Below are 13,691 nucleotides of genomic sequence, written 5' to 3'. Positions count from 1 at the left end.
GGCCCCCCGCTGGTCGCCCCGCCCGCCCGCACCCGGGCCCCCGCCCTGCGCTGACCCGGCGGCGCGGCCGGGCGGGAGCCGGCGCGGGCGGGGGGTGGAAACGGCGGGGGCCGGGCGCACACGGCCCCCGCCCCCGCCGCCGGTCTACTTGCCCGCCGGGACCTGGTACGCCTCGGCGATCTTGGAGGCGGTGGCGTCCCGCTCGACGACCAGGCCGCCGGTCGCCTTGGCGTCCGCCCGCAGGATGTAGGTCTTGCGGGTGCCCGGCTCGTTCACCTTCGAGAAGTCCATCGGGGTGCCGTACCCGTCGTCGTAGGCCGTGGTGGACCGGTGCGCCTTGATCAGGCCCTCCCGGGTGAGGTCCTTGGCCTGGCACGCCTTCGTGAGCGCGTCACCGAAGATGACCGCGCTGGTGTAGCCGTTGACGACCGCGTTGTCCAGCGGCTGCCCCGGGTACTTCTCCTCGTAGTCGGCGGCCAGCTGCTTGATCTTCTCCAGGTCGGACGAGATCGGCGCGCCGGCGCTGGCGAGGTAGAAGCCCTTGAGCAGCGCGGGCGCCGCCGGGGTCTTCAGCAGCTGCGGGGAGAACCCGGAGTTGCTCGCCACGATCGGCGCCGTCACGCCCTTGGAGCGCGCGACGCCCGCGAGCGACGCCGACTGCATCGGCCCGGCGCTCATCAGGATCGCCGACACCCCGGCGCTCTGCAGCGCGGAGACCTGCGCGCTCATGTCGTTGTCGGTCGCCTTGATCTTCTGCTCGACGATCGTCAGGCCGAGCTCCTTGGCCGCGTGCTTGGAGCCGGCGAGGGCGCTCTCCCCGTAGTCGCCCTCGAAGTAGACGTGACCGACCTTGTCGCCCTTCTTGACGCCCTTCTCCTCGGTCAGGAAGTCCAGGGCGTTGATCATGTCGATGTCGTAGGTGGTGCCGGTGACCTGGATGTACTCGTTGCCGAGCAGCGTCGTCGCCCACGCGTTGGGGATGACGAACATCTTGTCGGAGGTGATGCGCTCGCCGAGCGCCGTCACCATCGGGGATCCGACGAACTGCGCGAGGCCGATGACGCTGGACTCCAGCTCGCCGTAGCTCGCCACGGCCTTCTGAACGTCGTACCCGTGGTCGCGGACGACCAGCTCGAGCGTCCGGCCGCAGATGCCGCCCTCGGCGTTCACCTGGTCGACGTACATCTTCTGCGCCTGGGTGAGGCTCTTGCCGAGCGGTGCGTACACCCCGGTCATGTCGGTCTGGACACCGATGCTGATCTTGTCGTCGGTGACCCCGGTGCCCTGCTTGACGCCGCCGGCGCCGGTCGCTCCCGAGCCGCCGGTCGCCTTGTCGCTGCAGGCGGTCATGGCCAGCGGCAGGGTCAGCGCCAAGGCGCCGGCCGCCGTGACACGCGCCATTCGTCTCATGCTGGTTGCTCCTCTTTTTCGAGTGGGGTGAGATGTCGGGAGGCCCTGCGGCGGGACGCGGCGCTGCGCAGCATCGGCCACACCCCGGCAAGGCCGCGGGGCAGGAAGAGGACGACGGCGACCACGGCGGCGCCGTACAGGATCCGGGCGGCCTCGGCGGGGGAGACCCCGCCCGAGCCCGGTGCGGCGACCATCGGCAGGTCGTCGCCGAAGCGGGTGAGGAGCTGCGGCAGGACGGAGACGAACACCGCTCCCGCGACGGCGCCGGCGACGCTGCCGAGCCCGCCGATGACGATCATGGCGAGGTAGTCCAGGGCCAGGAACATCCCGAAGTAGTCGGGGACGGTCCGCCGGAACGCCAGCGCGAGCAGCGCGCCGGCCGCCCCCGCGTACATCGACGACAGCACGAACACCCCGGCCCGGTAGCGGGCGACCGGCACGCCCATGACCGCCGCGGCCACCTCGTGGTCGCGGATCGTGTTCATGGCGCGTCCCGGGCGGCCGCGCAGGATGCCGCGGGCGATCCACGCCGCCGGGACCAGCAGGGCGACGGCGAGGAACCACAGCCGCTCCAGCGCGCCGAACGGCACGTTGAGGACCACGACGCCGGGGGAGTCGTCGAAGGAGAACCCGAAGATCTCCAGCGGCGGGACGTTGCGCCCGTTGAAGCCGCCGGTGACGCTCTCGGCGTTGAACAGCACGTGCTGCCCGATGAAGATCAGCGCGAGGGAGGCGATGCCGAGGTAGACGCCGCGCAGCCGTCCCGCGATGGGGCTGAAGGCGCCGCCCGCGACGCCGGCGAGGACGATCGCGCCGAGGAACGCCAGCGGCGTCGGCAGCCCGAGGCCCGTCATCCCGTCCTCGGGGGAGGACGCCAGGTAGACGTACCCGTAGGCGCCGACGGCCAGGAAGAACGCGTGGCCCATCGACAGCTGCCCGGTGGACCCGGTGAGCAGGTTCAGGCCGATCGCGCCGATCGCCGCGGACATCGCGAACAGGCCCGTCTGCAGCCAGAACGCGTCCAGGTAGAAGGGCGGCAGGAGCATGACCGCGAAGCCGACGGGGACGAGCCACCAGCGTCCCGGGCCGATCAGGCGGGGGGAAGTCCGACGTTCAGACACGCGACATCTCCCTCGTCCCGAACAGCCCGGCCGGGCGGACGAGCAGCACGATGAGCATCACCAGGAACGGGGCGACGCCGCCGATGCCGCGGCCGAGGAACGTCAGATCGCCCTGGTAGCCGGTCACGAGCGACTCGGTGAGCCCGATGAGGAGCCCGCCGACCAGCGCCCCGGTGGTGGAGTCGAGCCCGCCGAGGATCGCGGCGGGGAACGCCTTCATCGCGGCGAACGAGGTGCCGCGGTCGAGGCCCGGCGTGGGGAAGACCGTGAGGAACAGCGCCGCGACGGCGGCGAGCCCGCCCGCGATCGCCCACGCGGCCAGCGACACCCGCGACAGCCGGATGCCCATCAGCGAGGCGGTCTCGCCGTCCTCGGCGGCCGCCCGCATCGCCACGCCCCACGACGTGAACCGGAACGCCAGCAGGAACGCCGTGATGATCGCCGCCGCGACGACGAGCGCGGCGATCCGCGTCTGGGCGATGCCGACGCCGCCGACGTACACGATCTTGTCCTGCCACGGGTCGCCGAGCGAGAGGACCCGGGTGCCGATCCGGCGCGTCAGCTCGGTCGCCAGCACGATGTCGATGCCGATCGTGACGATCGCCAGCACCGCCTGGTCCTCCACCCGCGCGTGCCGCAGCACGAGCACCTGGACGAGCACGCCGAGGACCGCCGCGGCGGCGATGCCCGCGGCGAGCGCCGCGAGGAAGCCGATGTCGTCGTGCAGCACGGCCGTGACGAAGCCGCCGGCGAGCAGCAGCGACGCGTGCGCGAAGTTGACCACCTCGGTGGCCTTGAAGATGATCACGAAGCCGAGGGCGATCAGCGCGTAGACCGCTCCCGCCGAGACCCCGTTGATCACCAGTTCGATGAACGTGCTCAAGGGTTTCCTTCCCCGTGGGAGGGCGCCGCCGGCTCGTGGGCGGCACCGAGATAGGCGCGGATCACCGCCGGGTCGCGCTGCACCCGCTCGGGTTCACCGCCCGCGATGCGCTTGCCGAAGTCCAGGACGGTCACCTCGTCGGCAAGCCGCATGACCATGCCCATGTCGTGCTCGACCAGCAGGATCGACAGCCCCAGGTCGGCGCGGGCGCGGGCGATGACCTCGGCCATCCGCCGCCGCTCCCCGCCGTTCATCCCGGCGACCGGCTCGTCCAGGAGCAGCAGCCGGGGCTCCATCGCCAGCGCGCGCGCCAGCTCCAGGCGCTTCTGGACGCCGTAGGGCAGCGTCCCGGCGGGCGCGGCCAGGTGCTCGTCCACCCCGACGAAGCGGGCGATCTCGCGGACCCGCGCCCGGTGCCGCGCGTCCTCGCGGCGCGCCCACGGCGTCCGCAGGCCCGCGGACGCGAACCCGGCGCGGGTGAGCCGGTGCCGCCCGAGCATGAGGTTGTCCTCGGCGGTCTGGTGCCGCGACAGCGCGATGTTCTGGAACGTGCGGGCGACGCCGAGCGCGGCGATCCGGTGCGGCGGCAGCGAGGTCAGCTCCGCGCCGCCGAACCGGACGCTGCCCCCGCTGGCCCGGTACACCCCGGACAGGACGTTGAAGCACGTCGACTTGCCCGCGCCGTTCGGTCCGATGATCGCGTGGACACTGCCCGGCGCCACGGTGAAGTCGACGTCGTCCAGCGCGGTGAGCCCGGCGAACCGCACGGTAAGCCCACTGACGACGAGCTCACCCGGCTCCGCCTCCTGCGAGGGATCGACCCCCCGCGTCCCCCGGTTCGCTTCGCTCAGCTCTGTCTCCTGCGAGGGGGCGACCCCCCGCGTCCCCCGGTTCGCTTCGCTCAGCTCTGTCTCCTGCGAGGGGGCGACCCCCCGCGCCCCCCGGTTCGCTTCGCTCATCCCGTCCACCTCCCGAGCGTGGGCGGAACGAACTTCCCGGCATCCTCACCGTCGTCCTCGGTGTCGGTCTCCTCACCGACTCCGAGGTACCGGCGCCGGATCTCGTCGCTGCCGGCCAGTTCCGACGACGGCCCGTGCAGCGCGACGGCCCCGACCTCGAGGACGTGCGCGTGCGACGACAGCTCCAGCGCCAGCGCGGCGTTCTGCTCGATCAGCAGGATCGCGGTGCCCTGCAGGTTGATCTCGCGGACGGTCTCGGCGATCCGCTCGGCCATCAGCGGGGCGAGGCCGAGCGTCGGCTCGTCCAGCAGCAGGACCGACGGGCACGCCATCAGCGCCCGCCCGATCGCGAGCATCTGCTGCTCGCCGCCGGACAGCAGCCCGGCCCGCTGCCGCGCCCGCTCCGCCAGCACCGGGAACAGCTCCAGCACCCGGCCGTGGGCCTTGGCGGCCTCGGACCGGCTGGGCGCGCCGAGCGCGCCCGCCCGCAGGTTCTCCTCGACGCTGAGCCGGCCGAACACCCGCCGCCCCTCCGGCACCTGCACCACCCCGGCCGCGACGACGGTCGCCGGGTGCAGCCCGATCAGGGAGCGGTCGCCGAGCCGCACCGAGCCCGCGTCCACCGCGCCGCGGTGGAACGGAAGCGTGCCCGAGATCGCCCGGAGCAGCGTCGACTTGCCCGCCCCGTTGGCGCCGAGCACCGCCGTCACCGATCCGGCCGGGACGTCCAGCGACACGCCGTGCAACGCCCGCACGGCCCGGCCGTAGGTCACCGACAGATTCCGGACCGCGAGGGTCCCGTTCGCCATGCACGCCTCCACAATTCGTGTGGCTGGCACCCCAACACGGGGCGCCGACCTGCGTCCATGGGGCGCGGGCAAGACGTGGCGGGCGTCCAATCGAACGCCATTCGGATTGTGCGGCGAGCACAGCGGGGCCCACCCGGAGGGTGAATCCGGGCGGTGTTCCGGTCATCCGGTTGTGCGCGGTCAGCGGAGGTGGCGCTCCACCGACTCGACCTTGGCGTCGAGGGCGCCGGTGACGCCGGGACGGAGGTCGGCCTTGACGACGAGGCTCACCCGCGGGGCCCGCGCGGCGACCGCGTCGGTGGCGGCCTTGACCACGGCCATCACCTCGTCCCACTCGCCCTCGATCGTGGTGAACATGGCGTCGGTGCGGTTGGGCAGGCCGCTCTCGCGCACTACGCGGACGGCCTCCGCGACGAGCTCACCGACCTCCTCACCGGCGCCGAGCGGGGTGACCGAGAACGCGACGAGCATCGTGGACCTCCGTTGGTCAGGGCTGCAGGACCTGCCTCACCACGATCTCATCGAGGCGCCGCTCGACGATCGCCCCGGCCGGCCAGTCGCGCACGAGGGTCCGCAGCAGCGCCGCCTCGTGCTCGGCGAACGAGGAGTCGCAGCCCTGCTGCTCAAGGCTGGACCGGATCGCCAGCACGTAGTCGTCGTCGGTGAATCCCGGGACCTCCCGGACCATCGCGGTCGTCGTTGCCCGGTGGGAGTTGAGCCCCGCGAACGAGCGGCCGCATCCGCACCCCCCGTCGGGGTCGTCCCGGTCGCGTGCGCACACGATCCCGATGTGGACGAGTTCGCCTTCGACGCACCAGTCGAAGTCGTTCGCGCGGAATCCCTGGCTGGAGTTGGTGGCGGTGAGCAGCTTCAAGGCCATTACCCCCTCGGCGCGTCCGTGGACCCGACCACCGTACGACGAGGGTCTGACGTAACGTCGGGAGCATGAGCGAAGACGTCCTGCTCCACCGCGACGCGGCGTTCACCACGATCACCATGAACCGGCCGCGCCGCCGCAACGCGCTGTCCCGCGACTTCCTCCGCGAACTGACCGAGGCGTTCCGCGAGGCGGGCGGCACCGACGCCCGCGGGGTGATCCTCGCCGCGAACGGCCCGGTCTTCTCCGCCGGCCACGACTTCGCCGACATGGCGGGTGCCTCGCACGCCGACGTCCGCGACCTGCTCCAGGTCTGCACGGAGCTGGTGCGGACGATCCAGTCCGTCCCCCAGGTAGTGGTGGCCCGCGTGCACGGCCTGGCGACCGCCGCGGGCTGCCAGCTGGTGGCGAGCTGCGACCTGGCGGTGGCCGCCGAGAGCGCCGGTTTCGCCGCCCCGGGCGGCAAGGGCGGCTGGTTCTGCCACACGCCCCTGGTGGCGATCGCCCGCAACGTCGGCCGCAAACGCGCCGCGGAGATGGCGCTCACCGGCGAGGTCTTCGACGCCCGGACCGCCGCCGACTGGGGCCTGATCAACTACGCGGTCCCCGACGACGACCTGGAAAAGGCGACCCACGACCTGCTCCAGCGAGCCACCCAGGGCAGCCCGTCCAGCAAGGCCCTGGGCAAGCAAGCCATGTACGCCCAATTCGACCGCCCCGAACAAGACGCCTACACCTACGCCATAGAGGTAATGGCAGCCTCCAGCCAAACCCCAGAGGCCCAAGAAGGAATGACGGCCTTCCTAGAGAAACGCCCCCCGACCTGGCCCGCCTGAGTCCCGAGGAGAGCCCAAGAGGCGAAGCCCGCACGGACGTGCAGCACGTTGTGGCGAGGGCCTAAGCCAACGCCGACGTGCAGAGAATCACAGCCCCAAGCCACAAGGGGGCGAGGGGCGAAGCCCCGAACCACGCGCAAAGGTGCAGGTGATCGGAGACCTCAGCCGGGAGGGGGCGTGGGGGCGGAGCCCCCACATCGGGGGTCCGGGGGTCGTCCCCCGGGGGAAATGACGGAGGACCCCCGGCCCACGCACTCCGTGGGCATGGTTCGCCCAGGTCCGTAGGGCGGGCGGGACTCGAACCCGCGACCGGGAGATTATGAGTCTCCTGCTCTGACCAGCTGAGCTACCGCCCCACAGCGTCCCCCCAATGACGGTCGGGGCGTTGCCGGGTGTCATCTTAGCGGTGCGAAAAAGGCGGCTGCCACAGTCTTTCGGGGGTGTCGGGGGCGGGCGCGGGGTCCTACTTCGGGTGGTGCGATGTCATACCTGGTACCGAGTGACGGGGGCGGTGACCCGTCGGTAGGGTCCCGCGTATGTCGAGACGCATCCTCGTCCTCGTTTCCGGGCTGCTGGCGCTGGTGTTGACCGGTGGGTGCAGCTGGGGCGGGTCGGACGAGCCCGCTGAGAAGGCGGATTTCGATGCCGCGCAGACGTTGCGGCAGGCCGCGCAGGCGATGGGCGATCTGAAGAGCGTGGCGTTCACGGTCGCGTCGGAGGGGCGGACTCCGGTGATCGTGAAGGGCGGCGATCTGAAGCTGGTCCGGGAGGGGGACGCGGAGGGCACGCTGACGATCGAGCAGCAGGGCCAGAACGTGGAGATGAAGGTCGTCGCGGTGGGCGACAGCATTTATCTGGACGCGGGGACGGGCGGCTGGCGGAAGCTGCCGAAGGCCCTCGCCGCGAGCATGTACGACCCGTCGGCGGTGCTGGATCCCGAGCGCGGGATCGCGAAGCTGCTGGGGTCGGCGGCGGAGCCGGAGCCGCAGGCGGTGGAGAAGGTCGGCGGCAAGGACGCGTACCGGGTCGGGGCGACGTTGCCGAAGGCGCAGATCTCGGGGCTGATTCCGGGGATCAACGCGGATCTGGACGGTCAGGTCTGGGTCGACCGGGCCACTCATCGGCTGGTGAAGGTGCGCGGCGCGTTCCCGGAGGGGAAGGGCGCGGTGGTGATCTCGTTCACCGAGTTCGACGCGCCGTACGAGATCAGCGCACCGAAGTGAGGTCGCGTCGCCGGGTCGCGATCGGTGCGGGCGGCGCGGTGGTGCTGCTGGCCGCGCTGGACGCGTACGTGGTCACGACGATCCTGGTACCGGTGGTCAAGGATCTCGGGATTGCGGTGAACCGGCTGGAGCGGGTGACGCCGGTGCTGTCGGGGTTCCTGCTGGGGTATGTGGCGGCGATGCCGCTGCTGGGGCAGTTGTCGGACCGGTTCGGGCGGCGGCCGCTGCTGCAGGCGTGCCTGGTGTTCTTCGCGGTCGGTTCGGTGGTGACGGCGGTGGCCGGCGATGTGCCGCTGCTGACCACGGGGCGGGTGGTGCAGGGCGTCGCGGGCGGCGCGCTGCTGCCGGTGACGATGGCGCTGGCGGGTGATCTGTGGGACGAGCGGCAGCGGCCGGTGGTCCTGGGCGCGGTGGGGGCGGCGCAGGAGCTGGGCAGTGTGCTCGGTCCGCTGTACGGGGCGGGGATCGCGGCGGTCATGGAGTGGCGGGCGATCTTCTGGATCAACCTTCCGCTGGTGCTGCTGGCGATGGTCGCGGTGCAGTACGCGGTGCCGGGCGGGCGCGGGGAGGGGCCGCGGCCGGGCGTGGACGTGGTGGGCGGGCTGCTGCTGGCGCTCGGGCTGGGGCTGCTGGTCGCCGGTGTGTACAACCCGGAGCCGCAGGAGTCGGCGCTGCCGCCGTGGGGCGTGCCGGTGCTGGTGGCGGGCGCGGTCGTCCTCGCGGTGTTCGTGGTGTGGGAGGTCAAGGCGCGGACGAGGCTGCTCGATCTGTCGGGGGTGCGGCGGGGGCCGCTGCTGGCGACGCTGGGCGTGAGCCTGCTGTCGGGTGCGGCGCTGATGGTGACGCTCGTGGACGTGGTGCTGGTGGCGCAGACCGTCCTGGACAAGGACACCACGGAGGGCGCGCTGCTGCTCACGCGGTTCCTCGTCGCGCTGCCGGTCGCGGCCGTGGCGGGCGGGGTGGTCGCGCGGCGGTTCGGTGAGCGGTGGCCGATGGCGGCGGGCATGGCGGTGGCCGCGGCGGGGTACCTGCTGATCGCGGCGTGGCCGGCGGATCTGGCGAGTGCCTCGTACGGGCCGCTGCCGAGGATGGACGTCGATCTCGTGGTCACGGGCCTCGGCCTGGGCCTGGTGATCGCGCCGGTGTCGTCGGCGGTGCTGCGGTTCGTCCCGGCGGCGCGGCACGGTGTCGCGTCGGCCGCGGTGGTCGTGGCGCGGATGATGGGGATGCTGCTCGGGATCTCGGTGCTGTCGGCGTGGGGCTTCTACCGCTTCCACCGGCTGACCGCGGATCTGCAGCCGCCGCTGCCGTTCCTGATGTCGGAGGACGAGTTCGCGCGGCGGATGGAGGTCTACAACGCGGCTCTGGACGACGCGCTGCGCACCGAGTACCAGGAGATCTTCTGGATCACCGCCGGGATGTGCGTCCTCGGCGCGCTGCTCGCGCTGGCGGCCGGCGGTTCCGGCCGCGGCGGGGACCGGACCGGCCCGGCGGACGACGGCGAGATTCGGCCATCATCCGGGCATACCGGGCGCGATCCCGGAAAGGATTCGGCCACGAGACACGTGCCTACCAAGGGACTCGGGAATATCCTTGGCAAAGAAGGCTGAAAGGGCCTCTTGCCGGGAGGGCGCTCCCCGGGGAGGTGACGCAGATGCGCAGGTCCGGCCCAGGCCGCGGAGGCACCCCTCTCGCCAGGCTGCGACGCCGGCTCGGCCTGGAGCGCAACGAGTTGCGCCGCCGGGTGGACCGGCTGCAGCGGATGATCGCGCTGGTCCTGCTCGTGGTCCTGCTGGGCGTCGCGCCGCCGCTGGCCGCGTGGGCGGCGTCCTGGTCGTACGAGTCGGGTGTCCGCGCCGAGGCCGCCGAGCGGGCGAACCGGAGCCAGGTCGTCGCGACGGTCACCTCGACCCGCGCGGCGTCGGGCGACCGCTACATCCATGAGACGGTCCAGGCCACCTGGCAGGGGGCGGACGGCGAGCGCCGCACCGGGACGCTGCCGGGCTGGAAGAACGCCGCGGTCGGCGCGCAGCGGACGATCTGGGTCGACCGCGAGGGCGCCCCGGCGATCCCGCCGCGCCCGCACAGCCGCACGGTGACCGACGCCGCCTACGCGGGCATCGCGACGGTGCTCGGCTGCAGCGTGCCCGTCCTGGTCGCGTACGTCCTGGTCCGCCGCCGCTGCGACCGGCACCGCTACGACATGTGGGAGGCCGACTGGGCCCGCATGGACGCGGACGCGAACCCGCGCTCCTGACGCGATCCACGTCCCCAGGCCGCTGGTGACGGTCAGGGGCTGATGACGCAGGGCCCGCCGCCGCACACGTCCTGCACGGTGCCGGTCTTCAGGAAGATCGCCTTCTGCCTGCGGGCGTCGGCGTTGTTGCGGGGGTCGGAGTGCGGGTCGCGGCCCTCGGTCGGCGGCGTGTTGCCGAGCGGCGGGGCCGGGGAGCCGCTGTCCCAGATGATCATCGCGGAGCCCTCGTGGGCCGCCCCGAACGTCGGGATGCCCCAGTAGGGCACCGTGTCGGGGTTGCGGCCGGGCCGGACGACCGGGGCGTGGACGCTCGCGCCGATCGTGCGGGCCTGGACCTCGGCCGCCACGGGCGCGACCTGGTGGTCGCCGAACGCGACGTGCATCAGGACGCGGTGCGCGGGCGTGCCCGGCAGCGGGTCGTCCGTCATGTGCCAGGCGTAGCCGTTGGCCTCTCCGCGGTCCCACAGCATCTGGATCAGCGCGATGCCGATCTGCTGGTCGAGCTTGTCGGGGTAGAACAGGTCGAGGACCTGCCCGTACTGGGGGAAGTCGGAGCTGCGGTTGAGCAGCGTGCTGTAGTTCATCGCGGGGACGCCGAGGACGGCGCGGCGGATGTCGGGCGACACGGCGGTGAGCGCGCCGCCCATGATCCCGCCCTGGCTGTTGCCGTCGAACGTCAGCTCGGCGCCGGTGTCGATCAGGGACGCGCCCGAGCCGTTCTGGAACGCCTTGTGCCCGGCGAAGCCGCGGGTCATGGCGCGGCCGAGGAAGATGAAGTTCAGCAGCCCCTGCTGCGTGCGGTCCGCGACCGTCCGGAAGCGGGTGAGGTCGGCGAGCGCCGAGACGACGTTCGGGACGTCCTCGTCCGCCATCCCGATCCACTTGGTCGCGCAGAAGACGAACCCGTGCTCGGCGGCCATCGACTTGACGTTGCCGGCGCCGACCTCGCCCTCGCGGCCGAGCAGGCCGTGCCCGTAGAGGGCGGGACGCGCCGGCTCGTCGAACGCCGATCTCGGGATCTCGCACTGGAACGGGACCGCCTGGGAGTTGCCGGGCAGCCGCGCCGGCCGCCCGTCCCGTCCCCGGTGCAGCGCCGAACCGGGCAGGCCGCCGTACTGGTCGAGGTAGCTCGGCGCCCAGACGACCCCCTTGACCTCCCGGGCGATCCTGTCGTCGACGTCGTCGGTCACCTGCGTCACGAGGAACGACGGCGAGCGGTCGCCGAGCCCGCGGAGCGCCTCGTCGCGCATGTGGAGCACCGGCCCGGCGAGGCTCTGCCGGCTCGCGACGGTGAAGTCCCAGGCGAGGTAGAGGCCGTCGCGGCCGACCCCGCGGCGGTCGAGGTCCGCGAGGACGCGCCCGGTCTCCTGCTGGCGCTTGTGCAGCGGATCGCCGGACGGCAGCTCCGGCCCGAGGATCCTGGCGAACGCGTCGTTCGGCGCGATCGCGTTCCCGGACGCGTCGCGCAGGTTCCGCAGTGCGACGGCGTAGCGGTGGCCCTCGCGGAAGTTCCGGGCCGGGCGGACGATCAGCGCCTTGCGGTCGTCGGGCGCGTTGGCGTCCAGTTCCGCCCAGTACGGCCAGCGTTCCCCGGTCTCGGTGTCCACGATGACGATCGGGGCGTCGTCGCGGAGCGAGGCGCCGATGTCGGTGACCGGCGCCGCGCCGGTGCGCGCCAGGTCGATGCCGGGGACGCGGCTGAGCAGCATCGACCCGGGAGAGAAGCCGTCGGCGCGGTTCCACTCGTCCGGCCGGACCGGGAGGCCGAGCACGTTCTTCAGCGTCGTGCGCATGGCGACCCGCCGCCCCGTCGGCGTGCCGGCGTCGGGCACCGTGTACCAGTCGCTGGGGAACGGCAGCAGGCACGCGGCCGGGTCGATGGGATCGCACCCGGCCGCCGTGTCGGCCGCGGCGGCCGGCGCGGCCGGCGGGACGGTCAGGAGCGCGAGGGACGCGGCGAGCGCCGCGAAGGCCGCGAGGCTGCGCTGGGGGAGACGCATCGTCCACCTCCGGGGGATCCGCGACGTTGATCGAGATCTTGGTCCCGGGAGCCGCCGCGGTCAATGGGCGTCCGGAGGTGGCCAGGAATTTTGTCGCCCGGGGCGGGCCCGTGGGAGCGCAGGACGACCGGGGTCCGGAGCAGCCCCTCGATCGTCTCCACCGGGCGGCCGAGCGGCGCGTAGACGGGGCGCGCCCGGAGCAGGCGGCGGGTGAGCGCGGCCTGGCGGTCCAGGTCGGGCGGCCCCGCGGGGAGCCGCTCGACCCGGCCGCCGTCCGTCTCGTAGGCCACGCAGGCGCGCAGGTCTGGACATGCCCCCGCTACGTCCAGGTGCGTGACCGCCAGGCCGTCCGCGCCGCCCGCCGCGCCCAGCGCGTACCGCAGCGCCACCGCGTCGAGGTGGCCGACGCGGAACGCGCCCTGCCAGCGGCCGCTGCCGTTGTGCCGGTCGGGCAGGTCCGCCGTGAGGACCGGGTCCTCGGTGACGAACGGGCCGGGGCCGTGCCGGGTCGCGTACGCGCGCAGCACCCCGAGCCGGTAGGCGGACTCGCCCGCCTCCGCCAGCAGCGTCTCCGCGTTCGCGAACGTGGTCGTCGACCAGGTCGTGTACGGATGGAAGCCGTGCCACTCGTCCAGCAGGACGCCCTGGGCCCCCTCGAACACCACGTTCCCCGCCCGGAGGAGGCCGCGCAGGTGCTCGCCGCCGACGATCGCGACCCGCTCGCCGAACGCGGTGAAGGCGTCCGCGCACGCCTCGACCTCCGGGACGGCCTCGCCCCGCGGGAACGCGGCGCGGTACCAGTCGCGCACGGCGGTCAGCCGCCGCCGCAGCCGCGCGGGCGACAGGCAGTCGCCCGCGCGCGGCGCGTCGTCGTGCGCGAGGGCGTACGACGCCGTCTCGCCGATGCCCATCCCGCACGAGCCGTGCCGGTCCGCGCCGCGCGCCGACTCCCGCGCGCGGTTGGCGGCCCGGTGGTACGGCGTGGTCAGCAGCGCGTCCCGGTCGACGGTCAGCCGGTCGAGCGCGTCGGGCACGCCGGCCGTCCGCAGGTGGTCCGCCTCGGCGGCGAGGGCGAGCGGGTCCACGAGCATGAACCGCGACAGGTGCGTGCGGACGCCGGGCGTGAACGTCCCCGAGCCGAACTGGGCGAACGTGTGGTGCCGCCCGTCCGCCGTCACGACGTTGTGCGCGGCCTGCGCGCCGCCGTTGAACCGGACGACCGCCCCGACCGGGGACGCGGCGCACAGGTGGTCGACGACCGTGCCCTTGCCCGCGTCCCCGAAGCCGAGGTCGACGACGATCACGTGGCCCATGTG

The 13,691-nt window shown here is 73.1% G+C and carries 13 protein-coding genes and 1 tRNA gene; 4 read left to right on the top strand and 10 right to left on the bottom strand.

The genetic code is table 11. The features are described 5' to 3' along the window. Window positions 1-144: 144 nt before the first annotated feature. From IEZ03_RS07715 to IEZ03_RS07685, 7 genes are all read right to left on the bottom strand, one after another. Window positions 145-1,401: an ABC transporter substrate-binding protein gene (locus IEZ03_RS07715; RefSeq protein ID WP_184886594.1), complete on the bottom strand. Its 1,257-nt coding sequence runs from the start codon at window positions 1,399-1,401 to the stop codon at window positions 145-147. A gap of 5 nt (window positions 1,402-1,406) precedes the next feature. Continuing rightward, entirely contained in the window at window positions 1,407-2,531 is a 1,125-nt protein-coding gene (locus IEZ03_RS07710; RefSeq protein WP_373293549.1) for a branched-chain amino acid ABC transporter permease, read from the bottom strand. Continuing rightward, complete coding sequence (locus tag IEZ03_RS07705; protein ID WP_132050864.1) at window positions 2,524-3,414, bottom strand: branched-chain amino acid ABC transporter permease; 891 nt, start codon at window positions 3,412-3,414, stop codon at window positions 2,524-2,526. The genes IEZ03_RS07710 and IEZ03_RS07705 overlap by 8 nt, the downstream gene beginning before the upstream one ends. Then, entirely contained in the window at window positions 3,411-4,373 is a 963-nt protein-coding gene (locus tag IEZ03_RS07700; protein ID WP_221480821.1) for an ABC transporter ATP-binding protein, read from the bottom strand. Before IEZ03_RS07700 ends, IEZ03_RS07705 begins: the two co-directional genes overlap by 4 nt. After that, window positions 4,370-5,182 (bottom strand): ABC transporter ATP-binding protein, encoded by an 813-nt coding sequence (locus tag IEZ03_RS07695; RefSeq protein WP_184886592.1) that lies wholly within the window; start codon window positions 5,180-5,182, stop codon window positions 4,370-4,372. Before IEZ03_RS07695 ends, IEZ03_RS07700 begins: the two co-directional genes overlap by 4 nt. Window positions 5,183-5,362: 180 nt before the next feature. Next, window positions 5,363-5,653, bottom strand: coding sequence for an MTH1187 family thiamine-binding protein (locus IEZ03_RS07690; protein WP_131953285.1), 291 nt, complete (start codon window positions 5,651-5,653; stop codon window positions 5,363-5,365). 16 nt (window positions 5,654-5,669) lie between these two features. Further along, the gene (locus IEZ03_RS07685; protein ID WP_184886590.1) at window positions 5,670-6,062 is read right to left on the bottom strand and encodes a DUF7715 family protein; all 393 of its coding nucleotides are present in this window, start codon (window positions 6,060-6,062) and stop codon (window positions 5,670-5,672) included. A gap of 65 nt (window positions 6,063-6,127) precedes the next feature. Here IEZ03_RS07685 and IEZ03_RS07680 point away from each other — a divergent pair, with 65 nt between their 5' ends. Next, window positions 6,128-6,895, top strand: coding sequence for an enoyl-CoA hydratase-related protein (locus IEZ03_RS07680; RefSeq protein ID WP_184886588.1), 768 nt, complete (start codon window positions 6,128-6,130; stop codon window positions 6,893-6,895). A 282-nt stretch (window positions 6,896-7,177) separates the two neighbouring features. On the opposite strand, the gene IEZ03_RS07675 is transcribed toward IEZ03_RS07680, so the two are convergent. Further along, window positions 7,178-7,251 (bottom strand) — tRNA-Ile (locus IEZ03_RS07675). Window positions 7,252-7,431: 180 nt separating this feature from the next. On the opposite strand from IEZ03_RS07675, the gene IEZ03_RS07670 reads away from it, so the two are divergent. From IEZ03_RS07670 to IEZ03_RS07660, 3 genes are read left to right on the top strand one after another with little or no spacing between them, the layout of a single operon-like run. Beyond that, window positions 7,432-8,118, top strand: a complete 687-nt coding sequence (locus IEZ03_RS07670; RefSeq protein ID WP_184886586.1) for an LppX_LprAFG lipoprotein — start codon at window positions 7,432-7,434, stop codon at window positions 8,116-8,118. Further along, a complete protein-coding gene (locus IEZ03_RS07665; protein ID WP_184886584.1) occupies window positions 8,115-9,728 on the top strand; it encodes an MFS transporter in 1,614 nt (537 codons plus the stop codon). Before IEZ03_RS07670 ends, IEZ03_RS07665 begins: the two co-directional genes overlap by 4 nt. 44 nt (window positions 9,729-9,772) lie before the next feature. Further along, a complete protein-coding gene (locus IEZ03_RS07660) occupies window positions 9,773-10,375 on the top strand; it encodes an Rv1733c family protein (RefSeq protein WP_184886582.1) in 603 nt (200 codons plus the stop codon). A 32-nt stretch (window positions 10,376-10,407) separates the two neighbouring features. On the opposite strand, the gene IEZ03_RS07655 is transcribed toward IEZ03_RS07660, so the two are convergent. Together IEZ03_RS07655 and IEZ03_RS07650 are read right to left on the bottom strand one after the other, a co-directional pair. Next, window positions 10,408-12,375 (bottom strand): hypothetical protein, encoded by a 1,968-nt coding sequence (locus tag IEZ03_RS07655; protein ID WP_184886580.1) that lies wholly within the window; start codon window positions 12,373-12,375, stop codon window positions 10,408-10,410. Next, window positions 12,312-13,688 (bottom strand): adenylosuccinate synthetase, encoded by a 1,377-nt coding sequence (locus tag IEZ03_RS07650; RefSeq protein WP_184886578.1) that lies wholly within the window; start codon window positions 13,686-13,688, stop codon window positions 12,312-12,314. Before IEZ03_RS07650 ends, IEZ03_RS07655 begins: the two co-directional genes overlap by 64 nt. Window positions 13,689-13,691 lie beyond the last annotated feature (3 nt).

This window comes from Actinomadura livida (assembly GCF_014648675.1).
Lineage (GTDB): Bacteria > Actinomycetota > Actinomycetes > Streptosporangiales > Streptosporangiaceae > Spirillospora > Spirillospora livida.
This window is presented reverse-complemented; position numbering and strand designations above follow the sequence as displayed.

Bases quoted from the DNA above. Each gene is read 5' to 3' on its own strand.
- IEZ03_RS07690 (WP_131953285.1), bottom strand. From the start codon at position 5,653: ATGCTCGTCGCGTTCTCGGTCACCCCGCTCGGCGCCGGTGAGGAGGTC.
- IEZ03_RS07715 (WP_184886594.1), bottom strand. From the start codon at position 1,401: ATGGCGCGTGTCACGGCGGCCGGCGCCTTGGCGCTGACCCTGCCGCTG.
- IEZ03_RS07695 (WP_184886592.1), bottom strand. From the start codon at position 5,182: ATGGCGAACGGGACCCTCGCGGTCCGGAATCTGTCGGTGACCTACGGC.
- IEZ03_RS07700 (WP_221480821.1), bottom strand. From the start codon at position 4,373: ATGAGCGAAGCGAACCGGGGGGCGCGGGGGGTCGCCCCCTCGCAGGAG.
- IEZ03_RS07660 (WP_184886582.1), top strand. From the start codon at position 9,773: ATGCGCAGGTCCGGCCCAGGCCGCGGAGGCACCCCTCTCGCCAGGCTG.
- IEZ03_RS07680 (WP_184886588.1), top strand. From the start codon at position 6,128: ATGAGCGAAGACGTCCTGCTCCACCGCGACGCGGCGTTCACCACGATC.
- IEZ03_RS07650 (WP_184886578.1), bottom strand. From the start codon at position 13,688: ATGGGCCACGTGATCGTCGTCGACCTCGGCTTCGGGGACGCGGGCAAG.
- IEZ03_RS07685 (WP_184886590.1), bottom strand. From the start codon at position 6,062: ATGGCCTTGAAGCTGCTCACCGCCACCAACTCCAGCCAGGGATTCCGC.
- IEZ03_RS07655 (WP_184886580.1), bottom strand. From the start codon at position 12,375: ATGCGTCTCCCCCAGCGCAGCCTCGCGGCCTTCGCGGCGCTCGCCGCG.
- IEZ03_RS07670 (WP_184886586.1), top strand. From the start codon at position 7,432: ATGTCGAGACGCATCCTCGTCCTCGTTTCCGGGCTGCTGGCGCTGGTG.